This window comes from Micromonospora sp. HB375 (assembly GCF_017872985.1).
In the GTDB taxonomy this organism is placed as follows: domain Bacteria; phylum Actinomycetota; class Actinomycetes; order Mycobacteriales; family Micromonosporaceae; genus Micromonospora; species Micromonospora chalcea.
Window position 1 is genome coordinate 2,964,931 of record NZ_JAGGJO010000001.1, and the last position, 16,362, is coordinate 2,981,292.

Here is a 16,362-nt window from a genome sequence, read left to right on the forward strand (position 1 = left end):
GTGGCTCAGGCGCCGGTGATGATCGGCGAGGGCGTGCCGTCCGGCGCGTAGCTCAGGTACAGCGGCTGGTAGCCGGGGACGGTGGGGTCGGCGGCCGGGTTCTCCTTGACGACGAAGAATCGGCCCTGTCCGGGATCGATCTCCCTGCCGTCCGGGGCGGTGACAGGCGTTCCGGCCAGCGGGGTGATCGAGTCGTAGAGGTTCGCGTCCACCCGGGTGCTGCCGTCGGCGAACGGGTTGAGCGCGATCAGCCGGTACCCGTCGGGCAGTGGCCGGCCGCCGACGTGCGCGGTCGCGTACTCCGGCTTGGAGAAGTAGGACGAGATGGCCGGCGTGGCGGCGGTGACCGGGATCAGCGGCTCGGCGGGCTCCACCGGCAGCAGCGGCGTGCCCTGCTGCCGCGGAAGGAGCCCGGCCTGCTCGGGGACCGGCTCGCCGGCCGCCCGGCGGCGGGACAGCAGATGAGGCCGGCGCGGCTCACCCTCCGCGGCAGGCTCCGGCACGTCGCCGGTGACCGCCGCCCGCATCGGGTACGCGGGGCGCCGCAGGCCGTCGAAGTCCTTTGCCAACATCCGGCTCACGTCGGCGGCGGCCTCGTCGGCCTCGCGGTACGCCCGGCCGCTCTCCTTCAGGCCCTCGGCGGTGTAGTGCAGGGTGCCCTTGACGCCGCCGATGATCGCTTCGAGGTTGTCCATGCCCTGCAGGAACTTCTCCGAGAACTCCTTGCCCATGTCGTCGTCGCCCCAGGCGTTGGAGTACCGGGCGCGCAGCGCGATCGCCTGGGCGAGGTAGGACTCGTAGAGCTGGACGTGCGACTCGTACGCCTTGCCGAGCCCTTCCACACCGTCCGGGTCGACCCACAACCGGCCGCCGGGATTGTCGCCGGTCATTCGGGTCCCCGGGTCAGGAGTTCCCGCACGCTCGTCACCATGCGCGGCTCCTTCGGCAGGAACGCGTCGGCGCCGGCCTGGCCCCGGACCAGCTTGTGGGCGTCGACACCGTCCGGCAGCATCGGCGCCAGCACGTCGGCCGCCTGGTTCATGACCTGTTCCTTGGCGTCGGCGTAGGTGTCGAGGACGAGCCGGGTCAGGTCGGCCGTGGTGAGCCGCTTGTGGGCGCCGGTGGGGAACTGGATGTCGGTGAGCACGCCGTTCTGGCCGACGGTGACGCTCACCTCGCGGCGCGGTGACGACGCGGTGGCCGAGAGCGCGCTCATCCGGGCCTGCATCTCCGTGAGGCTGTTGCGCTGCCGCTCGTACTCCTGGAACAGGCCTTCGATGCGCTCGCTGTAGTTCACGACGGACCACTCCCTCGACGTCGCCGTCAAGTGAAGACGGCGCGGCCGTCGCGCCGGAACTCCGGCCGGGCATCAGTGCATGAAAGTGCAACCACTTTTCCCGGCCTCCCGGCCGTCGCCGCCGGGCGCGGGGGCGCTGCCGTGCAATGTTGGGTGACGTTCGGACATGGCGGCGCGACGAAGTTGCGCCCGCACGGGGCGGCGGATCAACACTCTTCCCTGCCACCTTTCCCTGACATGAGGAGTCCGGCCGTGACGATGCCGAGCGTCAGCACCACCGAAGCGGGTATGCAGCGGGCTGCCCAGGAGTTCTCCGACAAGGCCACCGAGTTCACCAGCCAGCTGCGCGCGGTCAACGGGCAGATGGCCGTCCTGATCTCCTCCTGGACCGGCCAGGCGTCGCAGGGCTTCAACCAGGCCATGGACAACTGGGAGAACGCGTTCCAGCGGGTCATCAACGAGCTGCTGAACATGCTCGAGGTCATGGGCGTGACCACCAAGGGCTACCAGGCGGCCGAGGACGAGGCGTCGAGCGTGGCCAGCTCCTTCGGCGCGGCCCTGCCGGGCATCTGAGCCGTACCCCCGATCCCTGATCTCCCGAGAGGACTGACGTGTCCAACTACACCTTCGACTTCGTGCAGGCAGACGCCGTGCTGACCGACATGCACCGCATCAACGGCCAGATCCAGTCGTCGCTGGAGGAGATGGAGCGCACCGTCGAGGCGAGCCTCGCCCAGTGGACCGGTGCCGCCCAGCAGCAGTACCACGTCTCGAAGGCGGCCTGGAACCAGGCGGCCGACTCGATGGTGGGCTACCTGGAGCAGGCCCGGCAGACGCTGCTGCGGATCTCGGACAACTACGGCACCACCGAGCAGCGTCACGCCATGATCTGGAACGACGTCCGCGGCGGTTGATCCGCCGGGCGGCTGCCGCGGACGCGGCGCGGCAGTCTCCGTCGTCCGTCCCCGGCCCGGTGAGCTAGACGATCCGGGCCGCTGGGGTCTGTGCCTTCGTCCCGCCGCCGTCGACTCTCGAGTGGAGTGATCTCCTTGGCCCGCATTGACTGGGGATACGCCAGCCCCGAAGCCATCGCCGCGATGAACGCCTACGGCATGGGCGACGCCGCCATCGGGAAGCCGGAAGGCACCACTCAGGCGGCGTACGACTCCTGGATGGCCTTCTACAACAAGCACCAGAACCGGCGCACCGGCGTGGATTTCGACAGGTGGAAGGACGAGGTCCGCGCCGAGCACCCGGAGTGGATCGAGGCCCGCGAGTGGTACGACAAGAACATCCTCGACATCGACGGCTGGCGGAACCTCGTCAAGGAGTACAAGGCCAACATCACCGACCCGTCGAACGTGAAGCCGCCCGCGTTCACCGACAAGCCCGACTGGATCGACGAGACGAAGACCCCGACGAACTCGGGCTTCACCCCGCCGGGCATCAGCCCGACGTTCAAGGGTGACACCGCCTCGACCAGCGGCGTGGCCGTGAACACCGCCGTGCTGGAGTGGTTCGCCAACGAGGTGCTGGGCCGGATCACCGGTCCCGGGAACATCCTGCTCACCACCGTGGACCAGTTGAACGCTGTCGACCCGCGGCCCGGGGCCTTCGCCCGCGCGGAGGTGCTGCGGCAGGCGGTGGTCGGGGCGACCGCCCAGGACGGCGGCGTCAAGGGCGACACGAAGGACATGCTCGTCGACATGAACACGGCCCTCCTCGCCGTGCAGCACGCCCTGCTGAAGATGGCCGCCCAGTACAAGAACCTCGAAGAGCTGAACTCGCTGACCACGGAGAAGCTCAACGAGGTCATGGGTGACTCCTTCAAGGGCCTCGACAACCTGAGCACGTACGGCCAGAAGATCATCAAGACCGACGGCAACTAGCGCGGCCGGGCGGTTCTCGCCGCTCGCGAAGAGGGACGGGGCATGGGCAACGGTCTCGGTGAGAGCAAACTCGACGGGTGGAACGACCCCGCGGAGGAGGCAGGGACCTTCCCGCCGAAGGTGATTCCCGTCGGTGACCTGTACGACTACCGGACCTGGGCGACCGAGACCCGGGGCTGGCGCAAGCTCGAGGCCGCGGTCAACGGGGGCGCCGCGGTGTTCAGCGAGGCGGGACTGCAGTACGCCGCCTCCCGCGTCAACGTCGCGTCGGTGGTCGAGGCGGCGCGGGCGTTCCAGGCGACGCAGGACCTGCTGATCTGGCTGGAACAGACCATCCGTACCGCTGTCGCCTCGATGGTCGGTGACGACAAGGCGTGGCAGGGACCCGCGGCCAGCGCGTTCCGCGACAAGATGAACTTCTACGCGGACCTGCTCGGCAAGCAGGCCGAGCACCTCGCCGGCGGCAAGGTCCCGGACTCCGACACCGCGTCGAACGCCATCAACTCCTCCCCGAACCTCACGTCGCTGCCGTCGCAGCTCTACGACGCGGCCAACCACCTCTCCTGGGCCCAGCAGACGATCGCCTACCTGGACGGCGAGTGGGCGAGGATCGCCTCCCAGAACGGCGTCGGCAGCGGCAGCGGCCCGGTGCCGATCAGCGGCACCGAGTACGAGAAGCCGATGGCGCAGCAGATGGCCGAGGTCGTCCACACCGTCGCCGAGCAGTACCGGATCACCACCGACAAGGCGAAGACGGCCGGGGTCACCATGCCGACGCCGAGCATCAGCATGCCTGCGACGTCGCCGTTCCCGACGCCGAACATCACCACGATGAACCTGTCGGCGCCTCCGACGCTCACCCCGCCGGTGTTCACCACGCCCTCCATCGGCGGCATCACCACCGCGCCCCTCACCGCGCCGCCGAACATCACCGTCCCCACGATCACGCCGCCGAACCTCGGCGGCATCGGCGGGCCGGGTCCCGGCCAGGGCCCGGGGACCGTCACCCCGCCGTCGTTCTCCGGCCCGGGCGAGATCGGCGGCCCCACCCCGGGCGGAGGTGGCGTCGGCGGCGGGCTGCCCGGCTTCGACGCCCCGGCGTTCAACGGCCCGGGCGGTATCGGCGGCGGCGGGCTGCCCGGCGGCGGCGTACCGGGCGGGTTCGTCCCCGGGGCGGTGCCGCCGGGGATCAAGCCACCGGGCTCGGCGAATCTCGGCGGCGGCGGTTCGGTGAAGCCGCCGTCGTTCTCCGGCCCGGGCGAGGTCGGCGGTCCGAAGCCCGGAGGCGGAGTCGGCGGGGGCGCCGCCGGCGGCGGGTTCACCCCGCCCGGCGTTCCGGGACTCGGCTCACCCGGCGGCGCCGGCAACGGCGCCGGCGGCAGCCCCGGCCTGCCGGAGAAACCGGACGCGAACGGGCTGCTGGGCAACGGCAAGGACTTCACTCCCGGCGCGATCAGCGGCGTGGACATCCCGGCGGCCCCGGGCGGCGCGGTACCCGGTGGCGGCGGCTTCCAGTCGCCGATGATGCCGGGCATGCCCGGCGCCGGTGCTCCCGGCGCCGGTGGCGGCGGCGCACCCGCCGTTCCCGAGGCGCCGGACGCCAAGGGCCTGGTGGAAGGTGACGCGGCCGACTGGCAGTCGCCCGGGTTCGACGGCGTGCAGGTTCCCGGCGCGCCGTCCGGCGTGTCGTCCGGCGGCGCCGGGCTGGGCGCGCCCATGCCGGCCATGCCCGGCATGCCGGGTCCGGCAGGAGGCGCGAACGGTTCCGGCGCCACCGAGTCGCCCGACGCCCGAGGGCTGGTCAGCGGCGACGCCGACGACTGGCGGCCCGGCGTCGACGCCGGCGTGCCGGACGGGTCCGGGGGCGCGCCGGCCGGTGGCGACGGGCTCGGCGGCGTCGACGGGCCGCAGCTTCCCGCCACGTTGCCAGTGGCCTCGGACGTCGGCGTCGACTCGCCGGTGGCGACGGCGCCGGCCGGCATGCCGATGATGCCCGGAGCGCCAGGCGCCCCCGGCACGGGTGCGCCCGCCGGTGGCGTGCCAAACGTGCCGGACGCCTCCGGGCTGATCGAGGCGGATCCCGGCGACTGGAGCCCGCCGGCCCCGGACACCGGAGCGCCGGATGCGCCGTCGGGCGCGGGAGCCGGTGGCGCGGGACTGGAGACGCCGGTCCAATCCGCGCCGGACGTGCCGCCGCCGGTCGCTGGTGACTCGTCCACCGACGGGGTCGCCGTACCCGAGGTGGTGGTCCTGCCCGGCCGGACGGAGGCGACGCCGGTGGCCGTCGGGACGCTGCCGCCCACGCCCGCCGGAACCACACCCCCGGCCAGGCCCGGCGCGTCCGGTCCGGTCCGGCCCGGCGAGGCCGGCCGGACCCCGGCCGCAGCAGCGGGCTGCTCGCCGGACGCGGACGTCGCGGCGGGGGAGTCGCGCGATGGCGCCGAGCCGCCCACCGGTGAGGCGGGCGGCGGAGAACCGGACGAGGCGCGCCGCAAGACCGGCGGCGGCGTCCCGGTGGCGGACGTCGAGACCGTCGTGCTCCCCGGGACGCTCGGGCCGGCGGCCGCGGGCGCGGTGGCCGGTCTCGCCGGCCGGAGCCCACGGGCGGGCGGCCCCGCCGACTCGGCCCGGGCCGGCACGCTGCGGCGTCGCTCCGGACGCGACGAGGACCGGGAGCCCGCGGAGAGCGCCGACCCCGCCGCCGGGCTGCGCGAGGACGACTCCGTCTGGGGCGGCGACGGCGACACCCGCCACCACCCGGCCGACGACCACGTCCCGCTGGTCCGGCCGGACGAGGACCCGGACGACAAGGCCGGGTGGGACGACCTCAGCGACGCCGACTGGCTGACCGGCGCGCCCGCCGACCAGGGCACGGAAAGGTGAGCATGTCCGAGACACCGGGGCCCCGGCGTGCCGTGTGGCGACGGGTCCCGCCTGCGAAGGCGACCCGGCCGGCCGACGGCACGTCCGACTTCTTCAGCGCCGACCTGGACAAGATGCGCCGCTGCGGCGAGCCCGCGGCCAGCGACGCGGAGTTCATGGAGGCGCTCGCGACGGCGGAGAAGGAGGAGGCCGAACGCGCCGAGGCGTTCTGGGCCGAGCAGGAGCGGCGCCGCAAGGAGGAGCAGGAGCGGGCGGAGAAGGAGAAGAAGCGCCAGGCCGAGGAGGACGACGACGTCAAGGTGACCGAGCGCTACCGCAACGACCGGTACGCCGTGAAGTTGCTGCGCCAGGAGAACACCGCCTGGGGTGGCGACGACGCCGGGGTGGGGCGGCTCGGATGAGTACGGTCACCGTCAAGCGCCCGCCCCGCGCCACCGGCCCGGAGGCGCCGGAGGGCTCGATCGAGCTCCAGGAGCCGCCGCTGATGGCCGAGGAGGCCCCGCTCGACTTCCGCTCGTTCGCGATGGTCGTGCCGATGGGCCTCGGCATGGGCGCGATGCTCGCCATGTTCGGCCTCTACAACCGCGCCCCGATCATGTACGTGATGGGCGGCGCGATGGCCGGCGGCATGCTGCTCATGGGCGTCATGCAGATCGGCCGGGCGGCCGCCGAACGTAAGCGCAAGATGCGCGGCGAGCGCCGCGACTTCCTGCGCTACATCGGGCAGCTGCGCAAGCAGGCCCGGGACGCGGCCGACCAGCAGCGCCGACACGTCCTGTGGAACAACCCGCAGCCGGGCTGGCTGTGGTCGATCGCGATGGGCAGCCGGCTGTGGGAGCGCCGGCCCAGCCACGACGACTTCGGCCGGGTCCGCATCGGTCTCGGCCGGCAGGCCGCGATGCTGAAGTTCAACCCGCCCTCCACCAAGCCGATCGAGGACCTGGAGCCGCTGTCGTCGATCTCGCTGCGGCGCTTCTCCGAGGCGTACCGCACGGTGTCCGGCATCCCCACCTCCGTCGGACTGCCGAGCTTCACCAGCGTCGAGTTCGAGGGCGCCATCGACCCGGCCATCGACCTGGCCCGCGCCATGGTGGCGCAGCTGGCCACCTTCCACGCCCCGGACGAGCTGCGGATCGCCGTGCTCGCCGCCGAGGTGCACCGGGGCCCCTGGGAGTGGGTCAAGTGGCTGCCGCACAACGCGCACCCCACCGCGTACGACGCGGCGGGCCCGGTCCGGATGTTCGCCGGCAGCCACGACGCGCTGATGGACATGCTCGGCCCCGAGATCACCGACCGGGGCGACCACGACCGGGCCGTGAAGCCGACCACGAGCGAGCCGTTCCTGGTGATCGTCGCGCACCTGGTGGACCTGCCGGACAGCTCCCGCCTGCTCGGCGCGGGCATCCGCAACGTGGTGCTGCTCGACCTGACCGGCGCGATGCCCGGCGGCCCGAAGGTGCTGAGGCTGACCGTCACCGATGACACCGTGGAGTTCCCGGCCGGCGCGACGACCGGCACGGCCAGGCGCGACGGGCTCGACGAGACCCAGTGCGAGGCCCTGGCCCGGATCATCGCGCCCAAGCGGACCAGCGGCACGCTGGAGGTCTCCGACGAGCCGCTGGACACCAGCTTCGAGCTGACCACGCTGCTCGGCATCCGCGACGCGATGACCTTCGACGTGCAGGCGCTGTGGCGGACCCGGACCCCGCAGCGCAACCGCCTCATGGTGCCGATCGGCGTCACCGAGGAGGGTGAGGTCATCGAGCTGGACCTGAAGGAGTCCGCGCAGGGCGGCATGGGACCGCACGGCCTGCTCATCGGCGCCACCGGCTCGGGCAAGTCGGAGCTGCTGCGTACCCTCGTCTGCGGCCTGGCCGCGACGCACAGCTCGGAGATCCTCAACCTGGTGCTCGTCGACTTCAAGGGCGGCGCCACGTTCCTCGGCATGGACAAGCTGCCGCACACCTCGGCGGTGATCACCAACCTGGCCGACGAGCTGCCGCTCGTCGACCGGATGCAGGACGCGCTCAACGGCGAGATGACCCGGCGGCAGGAGATGCTGCGTGCCAGCGGCTACGCCTCGCTGTTCGACTACGAGAAGGCGCGCGGCAACGGCGCGCAGCTCGTGCCGTTCCCGGTGCTGCTGATCATCGTGGACGAGTTCAGCGAGCTGCTGTCCAGCAAGAGCGAGTTCATGGACCTGTTCGTCTCCATCGGCCGCCTCGGCCGGTCGCTCGGCGTGCATCTGCTGCTCGCCTCGCAGCGCCTGGACGAGGGCCGGATCAACCGGGTCGAGGGACACCTGTCGTACCGGCTGGCGCTGCGCACGTTCTCCTCGATGGAGTCCCGGTCGGTGATCGGCGTGGGCGCGGCGTACGAGCTGCCGCCCGAGCCCGGCAACGGCTACCTGAAGGTCGACACCACGAACCTGGTGCGCTTCAAGGCGGCGTACGTCTCCGGCGCGTACACCGGAACCGGCCGCCTCAGCGGCGTCGCCGACGCCGACGACGAGCTGGCCGCCGACGTGGTGCCGTTCACCACCCGGCAGGTCGCCGCGCGCCACGACCCCGGCCGGGACCGCCCGGCCGAGCAGGCCGAGGAGCCCGGCGTGGACGCGGGCGGGCCGAGCCTGGTCGAGGTGCTGCTGGACCGGCTCGCCGGCTCCGGCCCGCCGGCCCGCCAGGTCTGGTTGCCGCCGTTGTCCAGTGCGCCCAGCCTGGACTCGCTCATGCCGAGCGTGCTGCCCGACCCGGTGCGCGGCATGACCATCGACGACCCGCTCGTGCAGGGCGGTCTGCGGGTGCCGGTCGGCGTGGTGGACCGGCCCGCCGAGCAGCTGCGCGAGCTGCTGGTGGTGGACCTCAACGGCGCGGACGGCCACGTCGGCATCGCCGGCGCCCCGCAGAGCGGCAAGTCGACGCTGCTGCGCAGCCTGATCCTGGCGCTGTCGCTGGCGAACACGCCCCGCGAGGTGCAGTTCTACGGCCTCGACTTCGGCGGCGGCGGTCTCGCCTCGATCTCCGGCCTGCCGCACGTCGGCTCGGTCGCGACGCGGATGGAACGCGACCGCGTCGTCCGTACCGTCGAAGAGGTCCTCCAGGTCATGGAGAAGCGGGAGGCGGAGTTCGCCCGGCACGGGCTCGACTCCATGTCCAGCTACCTCGCCAAGGTCGCCGAGGGGGTGATCGAGGACAGCTTCGGGCACGTCTTCCTGGTCATCGACGGCTGGTACACGATGAAGCAGGACTTCCAGGAGCTGGAGCAGAAGTTCCAGGAACTCGCCTCGCGCGGCCTGTCCTTCGGCGTGCACGTGATCGTCACCGCGACCCGCTGGTCGGAGCTGCGCACCTGGATGCGGGACCTGCTCGGCACCAAGCTGGAGCTGCGGCTCGGCGACGCGATGGAGTCCGAGCACGGCTCCCGCAAGGCGGCCACCGTGCCGAACCAGGTCGGTCGCGGCCTGACCGGGGGCGCGCTGCACTTCCTGGCCGCGCTGCCCCGGATGGACGGCAGCTCCGCGGTGGGCGACCTGGCCGAGGCGACCAAGTCGGTGGTCGAGGAGATCGGCACGTTCTGGCCCGGCCCGACCGCCCCGCCGGTACGGATGCTCCCGGCGCACCTGATGGTCGAGACGCTGCCGCCGCCCGAGTCCGAGTTCAAGGTCGTCATCGGCCAGGACGAGCAGCGTCTCGCCCCGGTCTGGCACGACTTCATGGCCACCCCGCACATGCTGGTCTTCGGCGACAGCGAGACCGGCAAGACCAACATGCTCCGGCTCGTCCTGCGGGCCATCCAGCAGCACTACCCGCCGGAGCGGGCGAAGGTCGTGCTCGGCGACTCACGGCGCGACCTGGACACCGCGATCGGCGCCGCGTACCAGGTGGGCTTCGCGTTCACCGGCGACAAGATGTTCGAGCTGGCCGGCCAGACGTCGGTCTCGATGAACCGGCGGCTGCCGGGGGCGGACGTCTCGTCGGAGCGGATGCGCAAACGCGACTGGTGGGAAGGGCCGGAGCTGTTCGTCATCGTGGACGACTACGACCTGATGACCAAGGGCACCGGCATGGGCTCGACGCTCGACCCCCTCCTGCCGTTGCTGGCCCAGGGCACCTTCATCGGCCTGCACGTGATCGTGGCCCGGAGCACCTCCGGCGCGATGCGGGCCATGATGGACCCGGTGATCCGGCGCATGTGGGAGCTGGGCACGCCCGCCACGCTCTTCTCCTACCCCAAGGAGGAGGGCAAGTTCCTGGGCGAGGCGAAGGCCCGCCAACTGCCGCCCGGGCGCGCCCAGCTCGTCACCCGGCGCGGCGTACGTCTGATGCAGACCGGTTTCGTGTCGGACACGGCCCGATGAGAGAGGCTCGCTGGTGAGCGCAGCGCTGAACGACCAACTGTGCCGGATCACCGTGGTCGGCCCGGCCCGCCGGGCCGACCTGGCCGTGCCGGCCCGGATGCCGGTGGCGAACCTGATGCCGCTACTGGTGCGGCACACCACCGACCTGTCCCGGGTTCCCGACGGCGACGTGCCCGACGAGTCGTGGGTGCTGCAACGCCTCGGCCAGGCGCCGTTCGAGCTGTCCGGCACGCCGGAGAGCCTGGACTGGCTGGAGGGCGAGGAGCTGCACCTGCGCCCCGCGCAGGACCCGCTGCCCGAACTCGACTTCGACGATCTCGCCGAGGGCGTCGCCACAGTGGTCAACCGGCGGGCCGACAGGTGGCAGCCGGAGTACCGCCGGGTGCTGTTCCTGGTGCTCTCCCTGGTGGCGATGGGCCTGATCGCCGCCGTACTCGTGGACCGGGGCCCGGTGCTGCCCCAGGTGATCGCCGGCGCGGTGCTCGCCGCCGGCCTGTTCACCGCCGCGATCGTCAGCGCCCGCCAGCAGACCGACGGCGCGTTCCCGCTGCTGTTCGGCGGCGGCGCGGCGTTCTTCGCGGCGGTCGCCGCGTCCAGCGCCGTCGACGGCGACCCCGACGGCGTCGCCTGGAACGGCGACGCCGCGCTGGCCGCGGCCGTCGCGATCGTCACGGTCACCGCGTTCCTGCTCGTGGCGCAGCGTACGGTCACGCCGGTCATGCCGTTCGCCCCGCTGCTGATCGTCGCGCTGACCGCCGCGATGGTGGTGCTCGTGCTGCTGGCCGGCGCCGGGTTCCAGCTCACCGCGCCGAAGGTCTCCGCCGTCGCCGTCTCGGTGATCCTCGTGCTGATCGTGATCGCGCCCCGGGCGGCGGTGAAGCTGGCCCGGCTGCGCGGCCCGCAGCTGCCCAAGACCGGCGCCGACATGTCCTACGACATCGAGCCGGAGGACTCCGACCTGGTCAAGGCGCGGGCCGACGAGGCGGACACCTACCTGACCGCCTGCATGACCGCGTCCGCGCTGGTCCTGCCGGTGCTGCTGCACCACACCATGCAGGTACCGGGCTGGTCCGGCTGGACGCTGGTGCTCGTGACATCGAGTGCAATCCTGTTGCGCTCGCGTACCTTCTTCGGTTTCTGGCAGCGGATCGCCCTGGTGGCGGCCGGTACCGTCGGCTATCTCATGGTGGCCCTGATGTTCTCCGACACGCTCGCCCCGACCGGCCGGTACGTGCTGCTCGGCGGGCTCGTCGCCCTCCTGGTGCCGCTGGTGATGGCCGCGCTGCGGCCGTGGCCGCGGCGCATGCTGCCGTTCTGGGAGTACACCGCGGGTGGGCTGGACGTCGCCACCGGCCTGGTCGTGCTGCCGGTGCTCGCCCAGGTGCTGGGGCTCTACGCCTGGGCCCGCGGACTGTTCGGGTAGCCGACCGTGCAGACCCAGCGCGACCATGTGCACGCCCACCAGTTCATGATGGGCCGGCTGAGCTCCGCCCTGGTGCAGGGCGACCCGTCGACGGCGGAGATCCCCGGTCGGCGCGCCGTCACCGGCCTGGCCTTCGGCGTGCTCATCAGCGTCCTGGTCGTGGCCGGGTTCGCCGTCTACGGCTGGATCGTGCCCGGCGGCAGCAAGGCGTACACCAAGGCCGGCGTGATCCTGGTGGAGAAGGAGAGCGGCACCAGATACGTCTACCTCGACGGGATGCTGCGGCCGACGCCGAACCTGACCTCGGCGATGCTGATCCAGGGCGGCTCCGCCACCGTGAAGCTGATCTCCCAGGAGTCGATCAAGGACGTGCCGCGCGGACCGTCCATCGGCATCGACGGCGCGCCGCAGTCGATCGCCACCGGCTCGATGGTCGCCGGGCCGTGGCTCGCCTGCCTGCCGGGATCGGTCGCCGACACCCCCGGCGACCGGCTCGGCCTCAACCTCGACCCGCGTGCGGAAGCCACCGCGGTACCGGCCGACCGGTTCGTGGTGGTCCGCGACGCCGCCGGGCCGACCTACCTGGTGACCGCCGATCGCAAGTTCCGGGTCGGCGACCCGGCCGTGCTCGTCGCGCTCGGCGCCACCACGACCCGCCGGGTGCCCGCGCCGGAGAACTGGCTCGCCTTCCTGCCCGACGGGCCGGCCCTGACGCCGGCCACGATCCCCGGTGAGGGCCGGTCCGGCCGGGTCGGCGACCACACGTACCCGGTCGGCACGCTGTTCCGCCAGCAGCCCGACACCGGCGCGGAGCAGTTGCTGGTGCTGCGCAGCGACGGCCTGGCCCCGCTGAGCCGCACCGAGTTCCTGCTCGCCACGGCCACCACCGGCGCGAAGGCGATCGAGCTGACCGCCGCCGACCTCGCCGCCGCGCGCATGTCGACCGACCGGTCGCTGCTGACCCGGCTGCCCGACCTGACCGGCCTCACCCCGCAGGAGCCCGCCCCGAACGCGCTGTGCCTGCGGCAGAGCGCGGTGGACGGCACGCGGTTCGCCAGCACCGCCGTCCTCGTCCCGCTGGACCGCTCCGGCGTCGGCCCCGCCGGGCAGGCGTCGGTACGCACCCGGCCGGGCAGCGGCATGGCCGTGCTCCCGGCGCCCTTCGACTCGGACAGGGTGGCCCCCCTGCCCACCTACATCGCGGACGACGGAAAGGCGTACCCCGTCGGCGACCAGGACTCGGCGAAGGCGCTGAAGCTCGACCGGGTCCCGCACGTGCCCTTCCCGAAGGAGTTGCTCGCGTTGCTGCCGCAGGGCCCGGCGCTGAGCCTGAGGGCCATCGCGGCCGCGGAAGTGGGGTAGGTCGACCATGGCGACCCGGATCCGGGACCTGTTCGGCGGCGGCAAGGACCGCCCCGGCGGCGTCGTGCAGCACACGGTCGGCAACGCACTCGTGGTGCACGCCGAGGACGCGATCAGCCCCGAGGCGCAGTCGCTGGCACTGTCCATGATCGAGGACGCGGAGAACGACGTCGTCGTGCTCGACCTCGGCGACGGCATGCCGATCAGCGCGTGGGAGTCGATGGCCGGGGTGCTGCCGCGCCGCCGCCGCGGCATCCGCCTGGTCGCCTGCGGCCGGCACGGCAACTCCGCGGCGATGGCCGGGCAGTGGCTCTCCGAGCGGCTCAACCGAACCGTCATCGCCCCGGACGGCGACCTGGTACGCGGCTCGGCCGGCACGCTGTTCGTCCACTCCGTACCGGGCAGCGGCTGGGTGCGGTTCCGGCCCGGCCGCCCGCCGGCCTGGGACGCGAAGCGCTACCCGACGCCGACGTGGGACCGGGCCGCCGTCGACACCCGCCCGTCCAGCGCCGTCGCCGAGATCGAGCCGATCCCGGCCGGGGTCTGGATCCACAGCAACCGCGACCCGCAGGTGGTCGACCCGCAGCGGCGGCGGCTGACCGCGTACGTGCCGTGCCAGGCGGAAACCATGTCGGTGCTGCTGGGCTGCCCCGGCACACCGCCGCTGTCGCTCGACGACGTGGTGCGCTTCTGGCGCGGACTGGACGAGGAGCACCGGCAGCGGGTGCGCTTCGTGCAGTTCGGCGAGATCCGCATGCCGGAGGGCGAGGCGTTCGGGCAGGCGCTCGCCGACCTGCTCAACACCGAGGTCACCTGCTACACCGGCGTGCCGATCGGCAGCCCGCAGAAGTACGAGATCCGTACCGTGCTGCCGGACGGCGCGTTCGGCTGGGCCCCGTACGCGCTGGAACTGTCCTACTCGCCCCGGGCGCACCCCAACTCGCGGGCCCGCCGTCCCACGGTGCTGCGCCACCGTCCGCCGCTGACCGGCGCCGAGGAGCTCGCGCCCCGCGTCTACTGGTTCGCCCCGGGCGCGGTGGTCGAGGTGGTGCAGAGCGGGCTCTGGGTACGGGCCACCGCCGAGCCGAAGAACGCCGAGCAGGTTCGGGCCGCGATGCTCGACGCCCGCAGCGGCACGCTCGTCTTCGACGACACCGTCCACGCCGCCGCCGAGCGGATGCGGGAACTGGCGGCCGACCTGGCCGCACGGGTGGACGGCATGGCCGGCACCGCCCGGACGTTGATGCCGGCGTCGGTGCTCGTCCCCGGTGCGAAGCCGTCCAGCCGGGCGCAGGTGGTCGTCGACCTGGAAGCGGAGACGCGCGCGGTGGTCGGCCCCGCTCCGATGCCGGCGTACGTGGAGGTGGCGCCGCCCGCGCCGGTCGCCCCGGCGTCGGCGGACAGCGTGGTGGTCGCCGGTCCCGCGCCGGTGACGTCCGAGCGGGACCCGCTCGCGAGCACGCCCACGCTGCCGCCGCCTCCGCCGGTGCTGCTGGTCGCGTCCGAGCTGCCGGCCCCTCCCGTGGTGCCGTCCGGGTCGGATCTGCCGGCGCCGCTCGTGCCGGAGCTGCCGCCGCCACCCGTGGCGTTCGCGTCGGATCTGCCGGCGCCGCCCGTGGTGCCGCCTCCGGCCGAGCCGGTGCTGCCGGCCGTCCCTGGCGAGCGGGCCGTCTCCGGTCCGCCCTCCGCCGTGCCCGCTGCCGCCGGCCCGGCACCCGTCCCGCCGGCGGCCCTGGCCGGGCCGGTCCCCGCCGGCCGTCCGGTCCCGTCCGGTGGCTCGGGGGAGTCGGCGGGGCAGAACGGGCGGCCCGCGCTGCCTGAGCCGATCGTCGCCGCCGATCCGGTGGTAACGGTCGAGCCCGTCGAGCCCGTCGGGCCGGTCGGGTCGCTCGGGCCGGTCACGCCGGTCGAGTCGGTCGCCCCGGCCGAACGAGCCGGAGCGCCCGAGCCGGCGGAGCACGCCGATCCGCTGGTCCGCGCCGAGCCGTCGGCGTACACCGAGGCCACTGGAGGAGGGCTCACGGCAGACGGCGGACAGGACGCCGCGCCCGGCGCGTACCCGATCCCCGAGCCGCCCACGATGCCGGCCGGCTTCGGCGAGCCGGAGCCGCCGACCATGCCGGCCGGTTTCGGCCAGGCGCTCGCGACGCCGCCACCGGTGGCGCCCGGGCCGGTCGCGCCCACCGTGCCGTCGCTGACGGTCCACGCCGTCGATCCGATTCCCGCAGCGGCGACTCCGGCCACTACCTCGGCTCCGGCCACCGCGCCGGGAGAGGTCGAACCATCGGCCGCTGAGGCCGGGCCGCCCGGTGAGGCCGAGCCGGCCGACAGCGCCGAGGCCCGGGTGCAGCCGGTCCCCTCCGCCGGCGCGGGCGCGCTGCTGTCGGAGAAGAAGGGGCTCGCCGACGAGCGGGCCTGGCTGCGCCGTACGCTCAGCCGCGAGTTCGACGTGATGGCCAGCTCGGTGTCCCGGATCATGTCGCAGCACCCGGGCATGCAGGGCTCCGGTGTGTCGACGGAGGATGTGCTCGCCGACTCGGTCGCGTTGCGGCTCTATCTGACCGGCCGGGGCCCGGGCGTCGACGCCGGCCTGCGTTCCGGTCGCAAGGGCCCGCACGTGCCGTTCGCGCGCTGCGTGGTCGCCGGGGTCTCCCGGATGCCGTCCTTCCGGGGGACGACCGTCTACCGGCTGTCCCCGACCGACCGGGAGTGGGAGCTCTACCAGGACCGCCGCCTGGTCACCGACTGGAGCTTCGTCAACGCGCTCACCCAGCCGTGCGCGACCGAGGACGGCGACACCGACGTGCTGATCTGGTCGATGACGGCCCGCCGTACCAGCCTGCTGGAGCCGGAGGGGGACGAGCACGTCGAGGACCGGGTGCTGTTCCTTCCGGGCACGAACTTCAAGGTGCTGGACCAGCGCCGGCCCGCGGCGGGCGAGCGCGGCGCGGTCCTGCTGCGGGAGATCGGCGCCAACGAGATCGACGACACCGGCCGGGTCGACTCCAACCGGGTGTCGCTCGACGAGCTGGCGGTCACGTCGCTGCGGCGCAGCCTGGACCGGTGGGCCACGGCCGAGCCCCGGGAGCGGATCGGCGCCGGGGCCCGTGGCCGCCTCCGGGTGCTGCCCGGACTGGACCGGAAGGGGTGA

At 73.3% G+C, this 16,362-nt stretch carries 11 protein-coding genes; 9 read left to right on the forward strand and 2 right to left on the reverse strand.

Translation table 11 applies throughout. From position 1 onward, the window contains the following. Window positions 1–5: 5 nt before the first annotated feature. Together J3R08_RS13650 and J3R08_RS13655 are read right to left on the reverse strand one after the other, a co-directional pair. Window positions 6–890 (reverse strand): WXG100 family type VII secretion target, encoded by an 885-nt coding sequence (locus J3R08_RS13650; protein ID WP_209961456.1) that lies wholly within the window; start codon window positions 888–890, stop codon window positions 6–8. Next, entirely contained in the window at window positions 887–1,297 is a 411-nt protein-coding gene (locus J3R08_RS13655; protein WP_064446312.1) for a YbaB/EbfC family nucleoid-associated protein, read from the reverse strand. Before J3R08_RS13655 ends, J3R08_RS13650 begins: the two co-directional genes overlap by 4 nt. A gap of 252 nt (window positions 1,298–1,549) precedes the next feature. Here J3R08_RS13655 and J3R08_RS13660 point away from each other — a divergent pair, with 252 nt between their 5' ends. The 9 genes from J3R08_RS13660 to J3R08_RS13700 all read left to right on the forward strand — a co-directional run bounded on the left by J3R08_RS13660 (window position 1,550) and on the right by J3R08_RS13700 (window position 16,362). Then, on the forward strand, window positions 1,550–1,870 hold the full coding sequence (locus tag J3R08_RS13660) for a WXG100 family type VII secretion target (protein WP_064446311.1): 321 nt from the start codon (window positions 1,550–1,552) through the stop codon (window positions 1,868–1,870). 38 nt (window positions 1,871–1,908) lie between these two features. Then, window positions 1,909–2,211, forward strand: a complete 303-nt coding sequence (locus J3R08_RS13665) for a WXG100 family type VII secretion target (protein ID WP_104115516.1) — start codon at window positions 1,909–1,911, stop codon at window positions 2,209–2,211. Window positions 2,212–2,337: 126 nt separating this feature from the next. Next, window positions 2,338–3,186, forward strand: coding sequence for a hypothetical protein (locus tag J3R08_RS13670; RefSeq protein WP_280841744.1), 849 nt, complete (start codon window positions 2,338–2,340; stop codon window positions 3,184–3,186). A 42-nt stretch (window positions 3,187–3,228) separates the two neighbouring features. Then, the gene (locus J3R08_RS13675; protein WP_209961461.1) at window positions 3,229–6,069 is read left to right on the forward strand and encodes a hypothetical protein; all 2,841 of its coding nucleotides are present in this window, start codon (window positions 3,229–3,231) and stop codon (window positions 6,067–6,069) included. A 2-nt stretch (window positions 6,070–6,071) separates the two neighbouring features. Continuing rightward, window positions 6,072–6,470, forward strand: coding sequence for a hypothetical protein (locus J3R08_RS13680; protein ID WP_064446308.1), 399 nt, complete (start codon window positions 6,072–6,074; stop codon window positions 6,468–6,470). Further along, window positions 6,467–10,426 carry a type VII secretion protein EccCa gene (gene eccCa / locus J3R08_RS13685; protein WP_104115519.1) on the forward strand — a complete coding sequence of 1,320 codons (3,960 nt, stop codon included), beginning with the start codon at window positions 6,467–6,469 and terminating at the stop codon, window positions 10,424–10,426. The genes J3R08_RS13680 and eccCa overlap by 4 nt, the downstream gene beginning before the upstream one ends. A 13-nt stretch (window positions 10,427–10,439) precedes the next feature. Further along, window positions 10,440–11,849 (forward strand): type VII secretion integral membrane protein EccD, encoded by a 1,410-nt coding sequence (eccD, locus tag J3R08_RS13690; RefSeq protein ID WP_104115520.1) that lies wholly within the window; start codon window positions 10,440–10,442, stop codon window positions 11,847–11,849. 6 nt (window positions 11,850–11,855) lie between these two features. Further along, window positions 11,856–13,211 carry a type VII secretion protein EccB gene (gene eccB / locus J3R08_RS13695; RefSeq protein WP_209961463.1) on the forward strand — a complete coding sequence of 452 codons (1,356 nt, stop codon included), beginning with the start codon at window positions 11,856–11,858 and terminating at the stop codon, window positions 13,209–13,211. 7 nt (window positions 13,212–13,218) lie between these two features. After that, on the forward strand, window positions 13,219–16,362 hold the full coding sequence (locus J3R08_RS13700) for a hypothetical protein (RefSeq protein WP_209961466.1): 3,144 nt from the start codon (window positions 13,219–13,221) through the stop codon (window positions 16,360–16,362).